Genomic DNA, 13,815 nt, shown 5'->3' on the forward strand with positions numbered 1-13,815 from the left:
GAGTGGACTTCTCGGTCATGATGTCGGTCGCGTCTCGTGATGGCTGGCGTTTAGCCGGCAGATTGATGCAGTGATTTCACCCGGCTCGCAAGCTCGGGGGCAATGGCGTCGAGCGGCAGGATCGCGCGCGCGGCGAACAGCGCCGCCGCCGCCTTGGGCATGCCGTACACGGCGCTGGTCGCCTCGTCCTGTGCGATGGTGTGCCAGCCCTTGGCGCGCATCGCCTTCAGGCCGATGGCGCCGTCGCGCCCCATGCCGGTGAGCAGCACGCCAATCGCCTCGCCCGTCCAGCGCTCGACGAGGCTGTGAAAGAACGTATCGACGGAGGGACGGTATGGTGTGTCGGCCGGCTCGCGAGTGTAAGCCAGCTTGCCGCCCGCTGTCATGTGCAGATGATCGTTGGTCGCGGCGAGCAGCACGCAGCCGGGCGCAGGCTCCTCGCCTTCGAGCGCAATGCGCACCGTGAGCGGGGTCTGTCCGTCGAGCCAGTCGGCCATGCCCGCGGCGAACGACTGGTCCACGTGCTGCACGATCACGATGCTCGCGCCGAAACCGGCGGGCAGCGCGCCGAGCACGGCGGCGAGCGCGCCAGGGCCGCCCGCCGAGGCGCCGATCGCGACGAGCGGCGCCTTCGACACGCCTGGCACTGCTGCGCCCGACGCGCGCGCGGTGAAATCGAGCGCGCCGGAAACGCGCCCGATCTGCTCGATCTTCGCGAGCAACAGGTCCATCGTGCGGCGCGTATCGGGCCCGGCGAGCGTGGGCGTATCGACGGCATCGAGCGCGCCCGCGCCCATCGCCTCGTACACGCGCCAGGCGTTCGCACCCACGCTGCTCGTCACGATCAAAATGGGGCACGGCGAGCGCGCCATGATCTGCCGCGTAGCCTCCACGCCGTCGAGTTTCGGCATCACGAGATCCATGAGGATCACGTCGGGCACTTGCGCCGCGCAGAACTGCACGGCTTCCTCGCCGTTCGCTGCGACCCACAGCACGCGATGGCCTGGCCGCGTCGCGATGGCGTGCCGCAGTGCCTCGACTGCGAGCGGCATGTCGTTGGCGATACCGATTTTCATCCCGTCGACTCTCCGATCAGGTCGTTCACGGCGTCGAGCAGCGCTTCGTCGTGGAAGCTGCCCTTGGTCAGATAGTAGTCGGCGCCCGCGTCGAGGCCGCGCCGCCGGTCGTCTTCACGATCCTTGTACGAGACGATCATCACCGGCACGCTGCGATGCATCGCGTCGCTCTTGATCATCGTGACGAGTTCGATGCCGTCCATGCGCGGCATGTCGACGTCGGTGATCACGAGGTCGAAGTGCGCGTTGCGCAAGGTGTTCCAGCCGTCCATGCCGTCCACCGCCACTGTCACGTCATAGCCGCGCTTTTCGAGCAGCTTGCGCTCCAGCTCACGCACCGTCAAGGAGTCCTCGACAACGAGAACGCGCTTGCGTGCGCGGGCCCCTTCCTGTGCCCCGCCGCGCGCCACGCCCGCAAGCTGGCCGTCGCGCACGAGACGCCCAACCGACGTCACGATGTCCTCCACGTCGACGATCAGCGCAACCTCGCCGTCGTCGAGCAACGCCGCGGCCGACACGTTGCGCACCTTGCCCAGACGGGTGTCGAGCGGCTGCACGGCGAGCGTGCGCTCGCCTGCGAAGCGGTCCACGGCCACGCCATAAAGACCCGCTTCGCTGCCCACCAGCACCACGTTCAGGTCTTCCGTGGCCGTGGGCTCGGCGCCTGCGCCGAGCAATTGACGCGCGGTCACGAGTCCCACGGGCCGCCCTTCGAAGGCAATGTGCTGCTGGCCTTCGAGCATCTCGATCGTGCTGCGCGGCACGCTGAGCGCGCGGCGCACGTGCGCGAGCGGAAACCCATAGGCTTCGCCCGCGACCTCGACGATGAGGCTGCGCACCACCGAGAGCGTGAGCGGCAACTGCAGCACGAAGCGCGTGCCCTGCCCCGCCGCGCTCTCGATGCGCACCGTGCCGCGCACGGCCTTCGCGAAGTTCTGCACGGCGTCGAGGCCTACGCCGCGGCCCGACACGTCGGTTACGGTGTCGCGCAGCGAGAAGCCCGGCAGCAGCAGGAAGTCGAACAACTCGGCGTCGGACATCGCGGCAACGGCCTCGCGCTGCGCGAGCGAGCGCGCGACGATGTTCGCGCGCAGTGCGTCCAGATCGATGCCTGCGCCGTCGTCGGCCACGGCGATCAGCAGTTTGCCCGCGCTATGACGCGCTTCGAGCGTGAGGCTTGCCTCTTCGGGCTTGCCAGCGCGCCGTCTCGTTTCGGAGTCCTCGATACCGTGATCGAGCGCATTGCGCAGCAGGTGGCCGAGCGGCGCGTCGAGCATCTCGAGGATGTCGCGATCGACCTGGGTAGACTCGCCGGCAATCGCGAAACGCACGCGCTTGCCGAGCGAGCGCGCAAGGTCGCGCACGATGCGCGGATACGTGTGCGCCGTGTCGCCGAATGGCCGCATGCGGCATTGCAGGGCCTCGTCGTAAAGATGCTGCGCGAGTTGCGTGCCGCGCCGGTCAATGCGGTCGATATCGTCGAATCGTTCGGATAGCTGATGATCCAGCGACGCCATCGCGTCGCGAATGCCGGCGAGCGCAGCGCGTGCATCGGCGTCGAGCGCATCGGCGTGGCGTTCCTGGAACTGTCCCAGCGCCGCGAGCACGTCGCCTTGCGCGCGGCGTGTGCGCAAAAGACCATCGGCGAACGGCCGCATGCGGCGCGACTCCACCAGCGATTCACCTGCGAAACCGAGCAAGCGGTCGAGCGTGCCGGCGCGCACGCGCAGCATGCGTTCGGCGTCGGCTGCACGGGGCTGCGCGGGGCGCGCCAATACGGCAGGCTCGACGTCGGCGGACGCCACGGCGTCATGCTCCGGCTCGGGCAGACGCAGCGACGCCGCCAGAGCGGCGAGGTCATCGGCCTCTGGGGCACGCACGCTCGCGGCAGCGTCGGCCGCGCTGGGCTGCACACCGCCCTGCAGGCGCGCAACGAACGCCTCGACCGCTTCGCTCGAAAGCGGCGTTGCCGAGACGTCGCCCGCCGCAATCAGCAAATCGATGCCTACGAGCAGTGCATCGATGCGCGCCGCGTCAACGCGCAACTCGCCGCGCTGCGCGGCCACGAAGCAATCCTCCATCGCGCTCGCCACCTCGACCGCCTCGGGCAGTCCGACAATGCGCGCCGCGCCCTTGAGCGAGTGCGTGGCGCGCATGCAGGCTTCGAGCGTCGCGGCATCCTCGGGAGCGGATTCGAGCGCGAGCAGGCCCGCGGAAAGCGTGCGCGTCTGCGCCGCGGCCTCTTCCTGGAAGAGGTCGAGCAGCGAGCGGCGGCTCAGTTCGTCGTCGCTCATCGCAAACTCCTTGCAAGCGCATCGAACAGCCCGTCAGCGTCGAGCACGCCCACCGAACGCCCGCGCCAGTGCGTCACGCCGCGCACATGCCGCCCGGCCGATTGCGCGAGCGTGGCGGGCGCAGGCAGGAGCGCGTCGGCGCCGAAGCTCGTCACGCCCTCCACGGCATCGACGGGAAACGCCGTCGTCGCGCCCGCCCATTCGGTCACGAGCAGGCGCGGCGTGGCGGCGCGCGCTTGCGCGCCGGCGGTTTCGATACGCAAAAGCGCCGCCAACGATACCGCGAGCGTGAGCACGCCGCGCACGTTCACGACGCCCAGCACAGCGGCGCTGCGCCGGTGTGGCAACGTGTGGATGGCGCGCGCTTCGTCCACCTGGCGCAGCGCGGTAGCGGGCAGCGCGAGCCATTCGCTGCCCACGCGAAACACGAGCGAGCCTTCGTGGCGCGTCGGCGCTCCGGCAGGCTCAGGCGCGCGTTCGGGCGCAAGCGCGGATGACACAAGCGGTGCGGGCCGGTCGAGCATGCGCGCCGCCGCTTCCTCGAAAACCGCGCAATTCAGGCAACGCACGCACGTTTCAAGGCGCGGGCACGAGTTGTCGCCGAGCGTGCCGATGGTTTTCCAGCATGGGTCGAGCGGTTGCGCTGCGAGCACCGGGTCCTCCGTGAAATCGCGCTCAGGCATGCGTGCCTCCTGCGTCCGCTGCGCCGCGCCGCGCCATTTCCTGCGCCGCGCGCTGCGCCCGGCGCATCAGGCGGCGGGCACCGTCGCCATCGCCCTGCACTTCGAGCAGCGCCGCCAGATGCGTGAGCGCTTCGTAGTGCGAAGGCTCCAGATAGATGGCCTTGCGATAGTGCGCGAGCGCTTCGGCGGCACGGCCCTGCGCATCGGCGATCAGGCCCAACAGATACCAGGTGCCCGCGTTCTGCGCCAGCGCCTTCGCCGCTTGCGCGGCGAGCCGTTCGGCTTCGTCGAGCGCGCCTGCATCGGCGAGGCGCCGTGCGTCGGCGAGCGCGGCTTCGGGCGTGGAGCCGGTCGACTCCGCGCCCGGAGCCGGCGCGCGCACCACGGCGGCGGCGCGCGGAGCCGGCGCACCGTGCAAGGGCCGCAGCGAGAGCCGCGGCGGCGCGGTCCGGCGCGCCGCCGCGGCTACGGGCGCGTCTAGCGGCGTGAACACCGGTGCGCTGGCGAATGCGCTCGCCGCTGCCGTGGCCGCGATCACCGGCAGTGGCGTGAGCGCAGGCGGCACCGCCGCCGCCGGGCTCGCCGGATGATGATCCACCGTTGCGCCGGGTTCAGGCGTGCGAAAACCGAACGCGAGCGGAATATAGGCGGACACCATCTCGTGCCGCATCATCAGCCCGGTTTCCGCCGGTCCGACGAAGATCATGCCACCCGTCGTGAGGCGCGCACGCACGAGGTCGATCGCGCGGTCCTGCGCGGCGCGGTCGAAATAGATCAGCACGTTGCGGCAGAAAATGAAGTCGTAGCGCACCGGGTGCGGTGCGAGCCAATCGAACAGGTTCGCGCGCTCGAACGTCACGGCGCGCCGCACCGTCGCGGAGATACGCCATCCGTCGGGCGTCGCCTCGAAGTAGCGCTCGCGAAACGCGAGGCCGTCGCCGCGAAACGCATTGCGGCCGTACACGCCGCGCGCGGCCGCCGTGATGGACTGCCCGCTGATATCGATCGCGTCGATGGCGAACTGCTCGTGTGTGAGCCCCGCGTCGAGCAGTGCCATTGCGGCCGAGTACGGTTCCTCGCCGCTCGAACACGGTGCGCTCAGCACGCGCAGCACTTCGCCCGGCTGCGCGGCCAACCGCTTCGCGCCAAGGCGCGCGAGCGCGGCGAAGGCCTCGCGCTCGCGAAAAAACCAGGTCTCGGGCACCACCAGCGCGTCGATCAGCGCCTGACGCTCGGCGGGCATGGTCGTGAGACGCTGCCAGTACGCTTCGCGCGCCCATTCGGGCAGCGCGGCGCCGCTCATCCACTCCTTGCGCGTTTCGGCCGGATGCAGATCCGCCGCGACCTCGACCGTCACCGCCGCCCGTGCGCCCACCGCGCGCGCGAGCGCGTTGGCGCCCAGCGATTCGGCGTCGATACCGGTTTCTTCGAGCAGCCATGCGGCAAAGCGCGGGTCGGCCTGTCTCATGGTGCGCCTTGCCACGTGGGCGGCTCGGGAAAGAGCAGCGCGCGCACGCGCGCGTCGAGCAGATGGGCGACTTTCACCCACTGCACGAAACCGCGCTCGTCGGGCGCGACGGGGCCAAGCCAGCGCGCCTCAGGCGTGGCGATGCCGCCTTCGGCGAAACGCTCGGGCGCGATCGACTGCGTGCGCGTCGCGCCTTCGAGCAGCAACGCGAGGCGGCGCGGCGGTGCGCCGGATGCCGTCGCGCCAGCGTCATCGCCACGGTCGTACACGAGCACGAGCCGCGTGGACATGAGCGCGCGTGCGGGCCGTCCGAGCGCGAGCATCGGCAGGTCGACCACGGGCACCGGCGCGCCCTCGTAATCGATCACGCCGGCGATATACGCGGGCGTGCCCGGAAACGCGCGCACGGGAGCCAGCGGCAGCACATGCGCGATCTCGCGGGCCTCGAGCGCGTAACGCTCGCCGTCCAGTTCGAACACCAGGAAGAGCATCGCCGCTCCCGCGTCACGCCTCGATCCTGAACCGCGACACGCCGGTGCGCAGTTCGTTGGCGACGAGCGTGAGATTGTCGATGGCCTGCGACGACTGGCGCAGCGACTCCGCCGTCTGCTGGGCGGCTTCGGAAAGCTGCGTGAGCGCCTGGGTGATCTGCTCGGCGCTCGTGGCCTGCGCCTGCATGCCGTCGTTCACGACCTGGAAGCGCGGCGCGAGCGTCTGCACCGCGCCGATGATCTGCGAAAGCTGCGCGCCCACGGCCTGCACGTCGTGCATGCCGCGCCGCACTTCTTCCGCGAACTTGTCCATGCCCATCACGCCCGCCGACACCGCCGACTGGATCTCCTTCACGGTCTGCTCGATGTCGTAGGTCGCCACCGCCGTCTGGTCGGCGAGGCGCCGGATCTCGGTGGCGACCACCGAGAAGCCGCGCCCGTACTCGCCCGCCTTCTCCGCTTCGATCGCCGCGTTCAGCGAAAGCAGATTGGTCTGGTCGGCCACCTTCGTGATCGTCGCCACGACCTGATTGATGCTGACGGCCTTCTCGTTGAGGATGGCGAGCTTCGCGTTCACCGACCCCGCCGCCTCCATCACGCTGCGCATGGTGTCTTCCATGTGCGTGAGGCCGCTCTGGCTCGTGCTGGCGAGCCCGGCCGACTGCTCGGCCACCGTCGCCACCTCGCTCATGGTGCGCACGAGGTCGCGCGCCGTGGCGAAAATCTCGCGCGAGGTCGCGCCGATCTCGGTCGTCGTGGCCGCCGTCTCGCTCGCCGTGGCCTGCTGTTCCTTAGAGGTCGCGGCCACTTCGGCCACGGACGTCGTGACCTGCAGCGACGACTTCTGCGCCTGGGCCACGAGGCTCGCCAGTTCGTCGCTCATGCGGTTGAAGCCGTCCTCCAGGACGCCGAATTCGTCGCCGCGGTTCAACGCGAGGCGCTGCGAGAGGTTGCCGGTGCGCATGGAGTCGTGCACCTCCACGAGCCGCGCCATCGGCACCGTGATCGCGCGATAAAGCGCGTAGCCCGTAGCGAGCGCGGCGATCAGCACGACGCCGAGCGCCGTGGCGAGCGTGATTTCCGTGCCCGTGACCGAATTGCGAATGGTCTGCGCGGATTCATCGGCCTGCTGACGGTTCTCGTCGACGAGCGCATTGGCCGTGGCGATCACGTCCTGCCACGCGGGCCCGATTTGCATGAACGCGGCCTGCGCTGCCGGGCGCGATGCGGGCAGTTGACTTGCCACGGCCTTCGCCATTGGCAGATAGTGCGCGTAGGCGTCGCGAAACCGCTGGAATCGCTCACGGTCGTCGGCGCGAAAGAGCGAGCGCTCGTACTGCCGCGCGTTCTCGTCCACCTGCGCCATGGCCGCGGGCAGCGCGGCAACATCGCGTGCAATGCTTTCGGGATCGGCGTCGACAAAGGCCGCGCGCTCCACGAGGCTATACGTCTGGTTGGCCGCCGCGCGCAGCGAGGTCGCGTAGAACAGGCCCGGCACCGAATCGTGCGTGAGGCTCATCGCTTCGCTGTCGATGGCGCGCAGGCGGTCCCAGGAGACGGCGGCCATCGCGAGCATCAGCACGAACAGCAAGCCAAAACTGAGCACGATGCGTGTGCCGAGGGTGTAGCGACCCTGGGTTTGTCGCGGCAGGCCGGCTTGGCCGGAACGGGGCATGGCGGTGCTCATTGCGCTTGGGACTCTCCGGTGGCGTTTGCCGGCGCCCCCCCCCTGCCGGCGAGGCGGGGCGCGGCTGCGCAGGGCGAGGCCGCGCGCGGCGGCCTTGACCGCCGTAGTGTAATGCGTTTGCGCACTTTTTTGGGACAAGCAAGACTAGCTGACAGCGGCGTAGAACGGGGCTCGGCGGGATTCTGGAGATGAATTTGGAGGGTTCGCCGGGGCGTTTCGGCAGCATTCCCAGCGCTCTACGGTGATGCGGGCGCGCCTTGACCCATGCGTCGCGCATCGACCAGGCGCGCGCGAAGCGGCCTGGGCGGCTGCGTCTTAAGGGCCCGCCTTACTTCTTCACGAAGCGCAACGTGGCATCGACGACCATCTCGCGATGGCGCGCGCGCAGGCGCGGATGCGACGGGTCGCGCCCGAACGCCGCGCCGAACGTGTGGCGGTTGCCTACACGGTGAAAGCACATCGAGCTGATGAGCAGGTGCAAGTCGATAGGATCGATGTCGTCGCGGAACGCGCCGCTCGCCACGCCGCGCGCGAGCAGGTCCTCGATCGTGCGGATCGCGCTGGCATTGCGGCTGCGGAAGGTTTTCAGACGCTCGATGTACTTGGCGCCGTGAATGTTCTCGATGGTCACGAGGCGCACGAAGTCGCGATGGCGGTCGTGATAGTCGAAGGTGAATTCGACGAGACGCCGCAGGCCCTCCGTGGGGTCCAGCTCGTCGATGTGCAGGTCCAGTTCGAGCGCGCGGATGTCGCCGTAGACCTTGTCGAGCACCGCTTCGTACAACCCTTCCTTGCTGCCGAAGTAGTAGTACAGCATGCGCTTGGTGGTGTTGGTGCGCTCGGCGATCGCGTCTACGCGCGCGCCCGCGAGGCCCATTGCCGAGAATTCGGCGGTCGCGACTTCGAGGATATTGCGTTTGGTCTGCTCGGGATCGTACTTGCGCCGGCTTTCGGATTGAGCATCGTTGCGTTCGGCCGAAGCCGCCGGTCTTGCCATGTTTTTGTGGCCCGCAGCAGGGAAGGAATGCGGGCGATTCTAGCACGCGGGGCACGGCCCTTTAGAAGGCGCCGCGCCCCGCAATCAAGCTCAAAGCCACCCAGATGCGGCCCGCTAGCCTTACAGCTCGATACGCTTGATATCGCCCACGATGAAGATATACGAGGCCGCGCCGATCAGCGCGATCACCCCGATGAACACGAGCGCCCAAACAAACGAGCCCGTTACGCTGACGATCAGCCCCACGACCAGTGGCGTGATGATGCCCGCGAGATTGGCTGCAAGGTTGAAGATCCCGCCCGTGAGCCCAAGCATGCCAGCCGGCGCGATATCCGAAACGAGCGTCCAGCCAAGCGCGGCCATCCCTTGCGCGAAGAACGCCACCGAGAGGATCGCGATCACGGCCACGTTGCTCTCCACGAAGTTCGCGAGAATGATGGTTGAGGCGAGCAGCAGACCGGCGATGATCGGGAACTTGCGCGCCACGTTGGCCGAGATGCCGCGACGCAGCATCCAGTCCGAGAACGTGCCGCCGAACATCACGCCAATCGACGCGGCAATGAACGGCATGATCGCGAAGAAGCCGATCTTGAGCCAGCCCATATGGCGCTCGGTGGCGAGATAGGTCGGGAACCACGTGAGGAAGAACACGAGCGTGGAGTTGCCCGCGAACTGTCCGAGGCAGATGCCCGCGAGCTGACGGCGGCGCACCAGTTGACCGGCCATGCGCCAGTCGAAGCCCTGTTTTTTCTCGGCCGCGGCTTGTGCGCCGGCCTTGCGCTCGTGGCGAGCCAGACCACCGCCCGCCTCGATGTAATCGAGCTCGGCGCGGTTGGCCGCGGGATGTTCATGCGGCTCGCGATAAAAGAACCACCACACAGCACCGAACGCGATCCCCACGCCGCCCACCACGTAGAACAGCGAGCGCCAACCGTAAGCGCCCATCAGCGCGAAGAGGAAGGGGCTAAAGAACGCGAGGCCGATGTACTCGCCCACCGTATAGGTGCCCGTGGCGAACGCGCGCTCGCTTTGCGGGAACCACGTGGCGACCACGCGGCTGTTGGTCGGGAAGCACGGCGACTCCGCCGCGCCAAGGCCCAGGCGGCACGCGAACAACGCGCCCACGCCGCTGATGAAGCCCTGCGCGAGCGTGCACATCGACCAGAGCGTCATCGAAAGCCAGTAGGTGAACTTGCTGCCGAAGCGGTCGAGAAACACGCCGCCCGGAATCTGCGCGACAACGTAGCTCCAGGAGAACGCCGAGAACACGAGCCCCATGAGCGCCGCGTTGATGCCCAGTTCCTTGGTCAGCTGCGGCGCTGCAATGCCGAGCACGGTGCGATCGAGGTAATTGATCATCGTGCCGACGGCCAGCAGGCCCAGGATGCGATAGCGCGCCTTCGAGCGGCGCATCGCGCCCTCGGCGGGCGTCGCGGCGGAAAGGGCCGGCGCGTCGCCGCGCCCCGTGGATACGGGTGGTGCCATGTCTCTCTCCAAATGTCGTTTGTTATTCGCCGGCGTTGGCGGCGAGCATGGATTGCAGATGCGCATACATGCGTTCCGCGTCGGGCTCGACACCCGTGAACAGCCGGAACGCATCCACTGCCTGGTACACCGCCATGCCGCCGCCGCTGAGCGTGCGGCAGCCGCGCGCCTCAGCCGCTTCGAGCAGCGCCGTGCGGATCGGGAAATAGACGATGTCAGCCACCCACAGCCGCTCGTGCAGATATTCCGCGGGCAACGGCATGCCGGGCAGCTTCGCCATGCCGGTGGGCGTGGCGTGGATGAGGCCCGTGGCGTGCTGGAGCACTTCGCGCAAGTCGCCGCCCGCGCTCACACGCGCCGCCGGGAAGCGCGCCTGCAACTCGCTGGCGAGCGATTCGGCGCGCGATGCATCCACGTCGAACAGCGTGAGCGCCTGGGCGCCCATCTGCAGCGCCGCGTGTGCGACCGCGGCGCCCGCGCCTCCCGCGCCCAGTTGCACCACCGCTTCGAGCGAGACGTCGGGCAGGCCGCGCTGGAACGCGCGCGCGAAACCCGACCAGTCGGTGTTGTGGCCGATGCGCTTGCCGTCGCGGAACAACACCGTGTTCACGGCGCCGAGCGCGCGGGCGTCGTCGGAGAGTTCGTCGAGCAGTTCGATCACAGCCTGCTTGCACGGATACGTGATGTTCAGGCCGTCGAAACCCATGCGCTCGGCAGCGAGCAACAGCTCAGGCAGCGCGGCGGGCGTGAGCTTCAGCGCTTCGAGGTCGATGCGACGGTACACATAGTTGAAGCCGAGTTCGCGGCCTTCCTGCTCCTGCATCGCGGGCGTGAGTGAACCGCCGATGCCCGAGCCGATCAGTCCGCAGAGAAACGATTGAGCGGTTGCGCGCGCGCCCAGCGCGTTCGTTCCGGCGTGGTTCTGGGCGCTCATTTCGCCTCCTTTTTAGCGAGCAGCGTGGCCATGCGCTCTAGCGCGAGCACATACCCTTGCGTGCCGCAGCCGACGATGATGCCTTCCGCAATAGACGAAACGAAGGAATGGTGCCGGAACGCCTCGCGCTTGTGCACGTTCGAAATATGGACCTCAATCACGGGCTTCGCGATGGCGGCAAGCGCATCGGCGATCGCCACCGACGTATGCGTATAGGCGGCCGGGTTGATGACGATGCCGTCCACGCGCGTACGCGCTTCATGAAGCCAGTCGATCAACTGATGCTCGGCGTTCGACTGGCGAAAATCGATCTCGAGCCCAAGACGCCCCGCCGCCTCGCGGCACAGGTTGGCAACGTCATCTAACGTTTCAGCGCCGTAGATCGCAGGCTCCCGCGTTCCCAGCAGATTCAGGTTCGGCCCGTTCAGGACCAGCACCGAAGGCATTCCCATTACACACACTCCAGAACAGCTTGACGACCGGTACGGCGCATACTGAGAAACCGACGCATGCTTCACCGCATGGTCGCAAGTGTGCCGCGAAGCGGTCCAGCGGTCACCTGGGGTTTGCCAGAATTTGTACTAACTAGTTAGTTTGGCGTATCCTTCGAACACTCCAGCGGCAAGTGTGTCTGTGGTGCGCTAATTAGTTAAACGCCCGCCCCACGTCGCCGCGCCGGACCCTTGTTCAACACCGAAGTCGCAGTCAGCCCGCTCGCCATGCCCATGTCCAAGCCGCTCCACGCCCCCTCTCGCGCGCTGCGCCGCTCGATCGCCACGGTGTCGATCAGTGGCACGCTCGCCGAAAAGCTCGCCGCCATCCGTGCCGCGGGCTTCGATGCCGTCGAGATCTTCGAGAACGATCTGCTCTATTTCGAAGGCTCTCCCGCCGACGTGCGGCGCATGGCTGGCGATCTCGGCCTCGATATCGTGCTGTACCAGCCGTTCCGCGATTTCGAAGGCGTCGCGCCTGAACGCCTCGCGCGCAACATCGAACGGGTGAAGCGCAAGTTCGACGTGATGCATCAGCTGGGCACGGACCGTTTGCTGGTGTGCAGCAATGTCTCGCCCGAAACGATCTGCGACGATGGCCTCGCCGCCGAGCAGCTCGGCGCGCTCGCGCAGGCAGCAGGCGTTGCGGGCGTGACGATCTGTTATGAAGCGCTCGCGTGGGGGCGCCACGTGCGCACCTATGGTCACGCGTGGCGGCTCGTCAACACGGTAAATCACACGAACCTCACGCTCGCGCTGGACAGCTTCCACACGCTCTCACTCGACGACGTACCCGACGGTATCGCCGCGATTCCGGGCGAACGCATCGGCTTCGTGCAGATCGCCGACGCGCCCAGAATGCAGATGGACGTCCTCGAATGGAGCCGGCACTATCGTTGCTTCCCGGGCCAGGGCGACTTCGCGCTCGCGGATTTCACGGCGCAGGTCGTGAAAAGCGGCTACACGGGCCCGCTCTCGCTCGAAATCTTCAACGACGGCTTTCGCGGCGCGCCGCCCGCCGCAACGGCCGCCGACGGTCATCGCTCGCTGCTGCTGCTCGAATCACTCACGCGCGAGACCCTGCAAGCGGAGCATGTCGAAGCGAGCGCGCTCTACCATCCGAGCGCCGCGCCCGCGAACGCGCAGTGGCAGTTCCTCGAATTCGCCGTGGACGACACGGCGCGCGCGCACGTGGCGAACTGGCTCGAAAAGCTGCATTTCCGCCGCGCGGGCCAGCATCGTTCGAAGGATGTGACGCTCTATCAGCACGGCTCGGCCGCCATCGTGCTGAACGCCGAGCCGGACTCGTTCGCCGACGCGTTTTTCCAGCGCCATGGGCTCTCGCTCTGCGCCTCGGCGTTCCGCGTGGACGATGCGCGCCTTGCGCTCGAACGCGCCGCGGGCTTCGGCTACCAGCCGTTCTCGGGCCGCGTGGGTCCGAACGAGCGCGTGGTGCCCGCCGTCCAGGGGCCCGACGGCAGTCTTAACTATTTCGTTAACGAGGAGCCGGGCCAGCCCACGCTCTTCGAAGCCGATTTCGCGCTCACGGATATCGATGGTCCCGTCGAGGTGGGACCGATCTCGGGCATCGATCACGTGAGCCTTTCGCTTCCCGCCGGCTCGTTCGACTCGTGGGTGTTGTTCCTGAAATCGGCGTTCGGGCTCGAAGCCACGCCCGCCGTGCTGCTGCCCGATCCGTACGGTCTCGTGCGCAGTCGCGCGCTGATGAGCCGCGACCGCGGGCTGCGCGTCGTGCTCAATGCCTCGGTGGACCAGCATACGGCCGCGGCGGAAACCGTCCGCGCCTATCACGGCACGGGCCTGAACCATGTGGCGTTCAACACCGGCGACATCTTCCGCGCGGTGACCGAGTTCGAGGCGGCTGGCGTGCCGCTCCTGCGCGTTCCCGCGAACTACTACGACGATCTCGACGCACGCCACGCACTCGCGCCCGAGTTTCTCGACGCGCTGCGCGATCACAACCTGCTCTACGACCGCGACGAACGCGGCGGCGAGTTCCTGCACGCCTACACGGAAACCCTCGACCAGCGTTTCTTCCTGGAGATCGTGGAGCGGCGCGGCGGCTACGACGGCTACGGCGCGCCCAACGCAGCGGTGCGCCTCGCGGCGCAGGCGCGCCAGCGCGCGCTCGCCGCCCAGGGGGAGAGCAAACCGCAAGATTGATGCAAGCGCAGTCAACTTAGTCACT

General features: G+C 68.0%; 11 protein-coding genes. 1 reads left to right on the forward strand and 10 read right to left on the reverse strand.

The features are described 5' to 3' along the window. Window positions 1-50: 50 nt before the first annotated feature. The 10 genes from L0U83_RS34720 to aroQ all read right to left on the reverse strand — a co-directional run bounded on the left by L0U83_RS34720 (window position 51) and on the right by aroQ (window position 11,567). Window positions 51-1,076, reverse strand: coding sequence for a chemotaxis response regulator protein-glutamate methylesterase (locus L0U83_RS34720; RefSeq protein ID WP_233888664.1), 1,026 nt, complete (start codon window positions 1,074-1,076; stop codon window positions 51-53). Further along, complete coding sequence (locus L0U83_RS34725; protein ID WP_233888665.1) at window positions 1,073-3,370, reverse strand: hybrid sensor histidine kinase/response regulator; 2,298 nt, start codon at window positions 3,368-3,370, stop codon at window positions 1,073-1,075. The genes L0U83_RS34720 and L0U83_RS34725 overlap by 4 nt, the downstream gene beginning before the upstream one ends. Continuing rightward, complete coding sequence (locus L0U83_RS34730; RefSeq protein ID WP_233888666.1) at window positions 3,367-4,053, reverse strand: chemotaxis protein CheW; 687 nt, start codon at window positions 4,051-4,053, stop codon at window positions 3,367-3,369. The genes L0U83_RS34725 and L0U83_RS34730 overlap by 4 nt, the downstream gene beginning before the upstream one ends. Further along, complete coding sequence (locus L0U83_RS34735; RefSeq protein WP_233888667.1) at window positions 4,046-5,521, reverse strand: CheR family methyltransferase; 1,476 nt, start codon at window positions 5,519-5,521, stop codon at window positions 4,046-4,048. Before L0U83_RS34735 ends, L0U83_RS34730 begins: the two co-directional genes overlap by 8 nt. Next, on the reverse strand, window positions 5,518-6,012 hold the full coding sequence (locus L0U83_RS34740) for a chemotaxis protein CheW (RefSeq protein WP_233888668.1): 495 nt from the start codon (window positions 6,010-6,012) through the stop codon (window positions 5,518-5,520). The genes L0U83_RS34735 and L0U83_RS34740 overlap by 4 nt, the downstream gene beginning before the upstream one ends. Before the next feature lie 13 nt (window positions 6,013-6,025). Further along, window positions 6,026-7,699, reverse strand: coding sequence for a methyl-accepting chemotaxis protein (locus tag L0U83_RS34745; RefSeq protein ID WP_233888669.1), 1,674 nt, complete (start codon window positions 7,697-7,699; stop codon window positions 6,026-6,028). Window positions 7,700-8,027: 328 nt separating this feature from the next. Further along, complete coding sequence (locus L0U83_RS34750) at window positions 8,028-8,696, reverse strand: TetR/AcrR family transcriptional regulator (RefSeq protein WP_233888670.1); 669 nt, start codon at window positions 8,694-8,696, stop codon at window positions 8,028-8,030. A 120-nt stretch (window positions 8,697-8,816) separates the two neighbouring features. Further along, entirely contained in the window at window positions 8,817-10,109 is a 1,293-nt protein-coding gene (locus L0U83_RS34755; RefSeq protein ID WP_233889174.1) for an MFS transporter, read from the reverse strand. A 94-nt stretch (window positions 10,110-10,203) separates the two neighbouring features. Next, complete coding sequence (locus L0U83_RS34760) at window positions 10,204-11,115, reverse strand: shikimate dehydrogenase (protein WP_233888671.1); 912 nt, start codon at window positions 11,113-11,115, stop codon at window positions 10,204-10,206. Continuing rightward, the gene (aroQ, locus tag L0U83_RS34765) at window positions 11,112-11,567 is read right to left on the reverse strand and encodes a type II 3-dehydroquinate dehydratase (protein WP_233888672.1); all 456 of its coding nucleotides are present in this window, start codon (window positions 11,565-11,567) and stop codon (window positions 11,112-11,114) included. Before aroQ ends, L0U83_RS34760 begins: the two co-directional genes overlap by 4 nt. Before the next feature lie 306 nt (window positions 11,568-11,873). Between aroQ and L0U83_RS34770 the strand changes: the two genes are divergently transcribed. After that, on the forward strand, window positions 11,874-13,790 hold the full coding sequence (locus tag L0U83_RS34770; protein WP_233889176.1) for a bifunctional sugar phosphate isomerase/epimerase/4-hydroxyphenylpyruvate dioxygenase family protein: 1,917 nt from the start codon (window positions 11,874-11,876) through the stop codon (window positions 13,788-13,790). Window positions 13,791-13,815: the final 25 nt, after the last annotated feature.

This window comes from Paraburkholderia flagellata (assembly GCF_021390645.1).
GTDB classification, from domain to species: domain Bacteria; phylum Pseudomonadota; class Gammaproteobacteria; order Burkholderiales; family Burkholderiaceae; genus Paraburkholderia; species Paraburkholderia flagellata.

What these genes read in the sequence shown, in the direction of transcription:
- L0U83_RS34730 (WP_233888666.1), bottom strand. Translation starts at nt 4,053, where the DNA reads ATGCCTGAGCGCGATTTCACGGAGGACCCGGTGCTCGCAGCGCAACCG.
- L0U83_RS34735 (WP_233888667.1), bottom strand. Translation starts at nt 5,521, where the DNA reads ATGAGACAGGCCGACCCGCGCTTTGCCGCATGGCTGCTCGAAGAAACC.
- L0U83_RS34755 (WP_233889174.1), bottom strand. Translation starts at nt 10,109, where the DNA reads ATGCGCCGCTCGAAGGCGCGCTATCGCATCCTGGGCCTGCTGGCCGTC.
- L0U83_RS34760 (WP_233888671.1), bottom strand. Translation starts at nt 11,115, where the DNA reads ATGAGCGCCCAGAACCACGCCGGAACGAACGCGCTGGGCGCGCGCGCA.
- L0U83_RS34745 (WP_233888669.1), bottom strand. Translation starts at nt 7,699, where the DNA reads ATGAGCACCGCCATGCCCCGTTCCGGCCAAGCCGGCCTGCCGCGACAA.
- L0U83_RS34720 (WP_233888664.1), bottom strand. Translation starts at nt 1,076, where the DNA reads ATGAAAATCGGTATCGCCAACGACATGCCGCTCGCAGTCGAGGCACTG.
- L0U83_RS34740 (WP_233888668.1), bottom strand. Translation starts at nt 6,012, where the DNA reads ATGCTCTTCCTGGTGTTCGAACTGGACGGCGAGCGTTACGCGCTCGAG.
- aroQ (WP_233888672.1), bottom strand. Translation starts at nt 11,567, where the DNA reads ATGGGAATGCCTTCGGTGCTGGTCCTGAACGGGCCGAACCTGAATCTG.
- L0U83_RS34725 (WP_233888665.1), bottom strand. Translation starts at nt 3,370, where the DNA reads ATGAGCGACGACGAACTGAGCCGCCGCTCGCTGCTCGACCTCTTCCAG.
- L0U83_RS34750 (WP_233888670.1), bottom strand. Translation starts at nt 8,696, where the DNA reads ATGGCAAGACCGGCGGCTTCGGCCGAACGCAACGATGCTCAATCCGAA.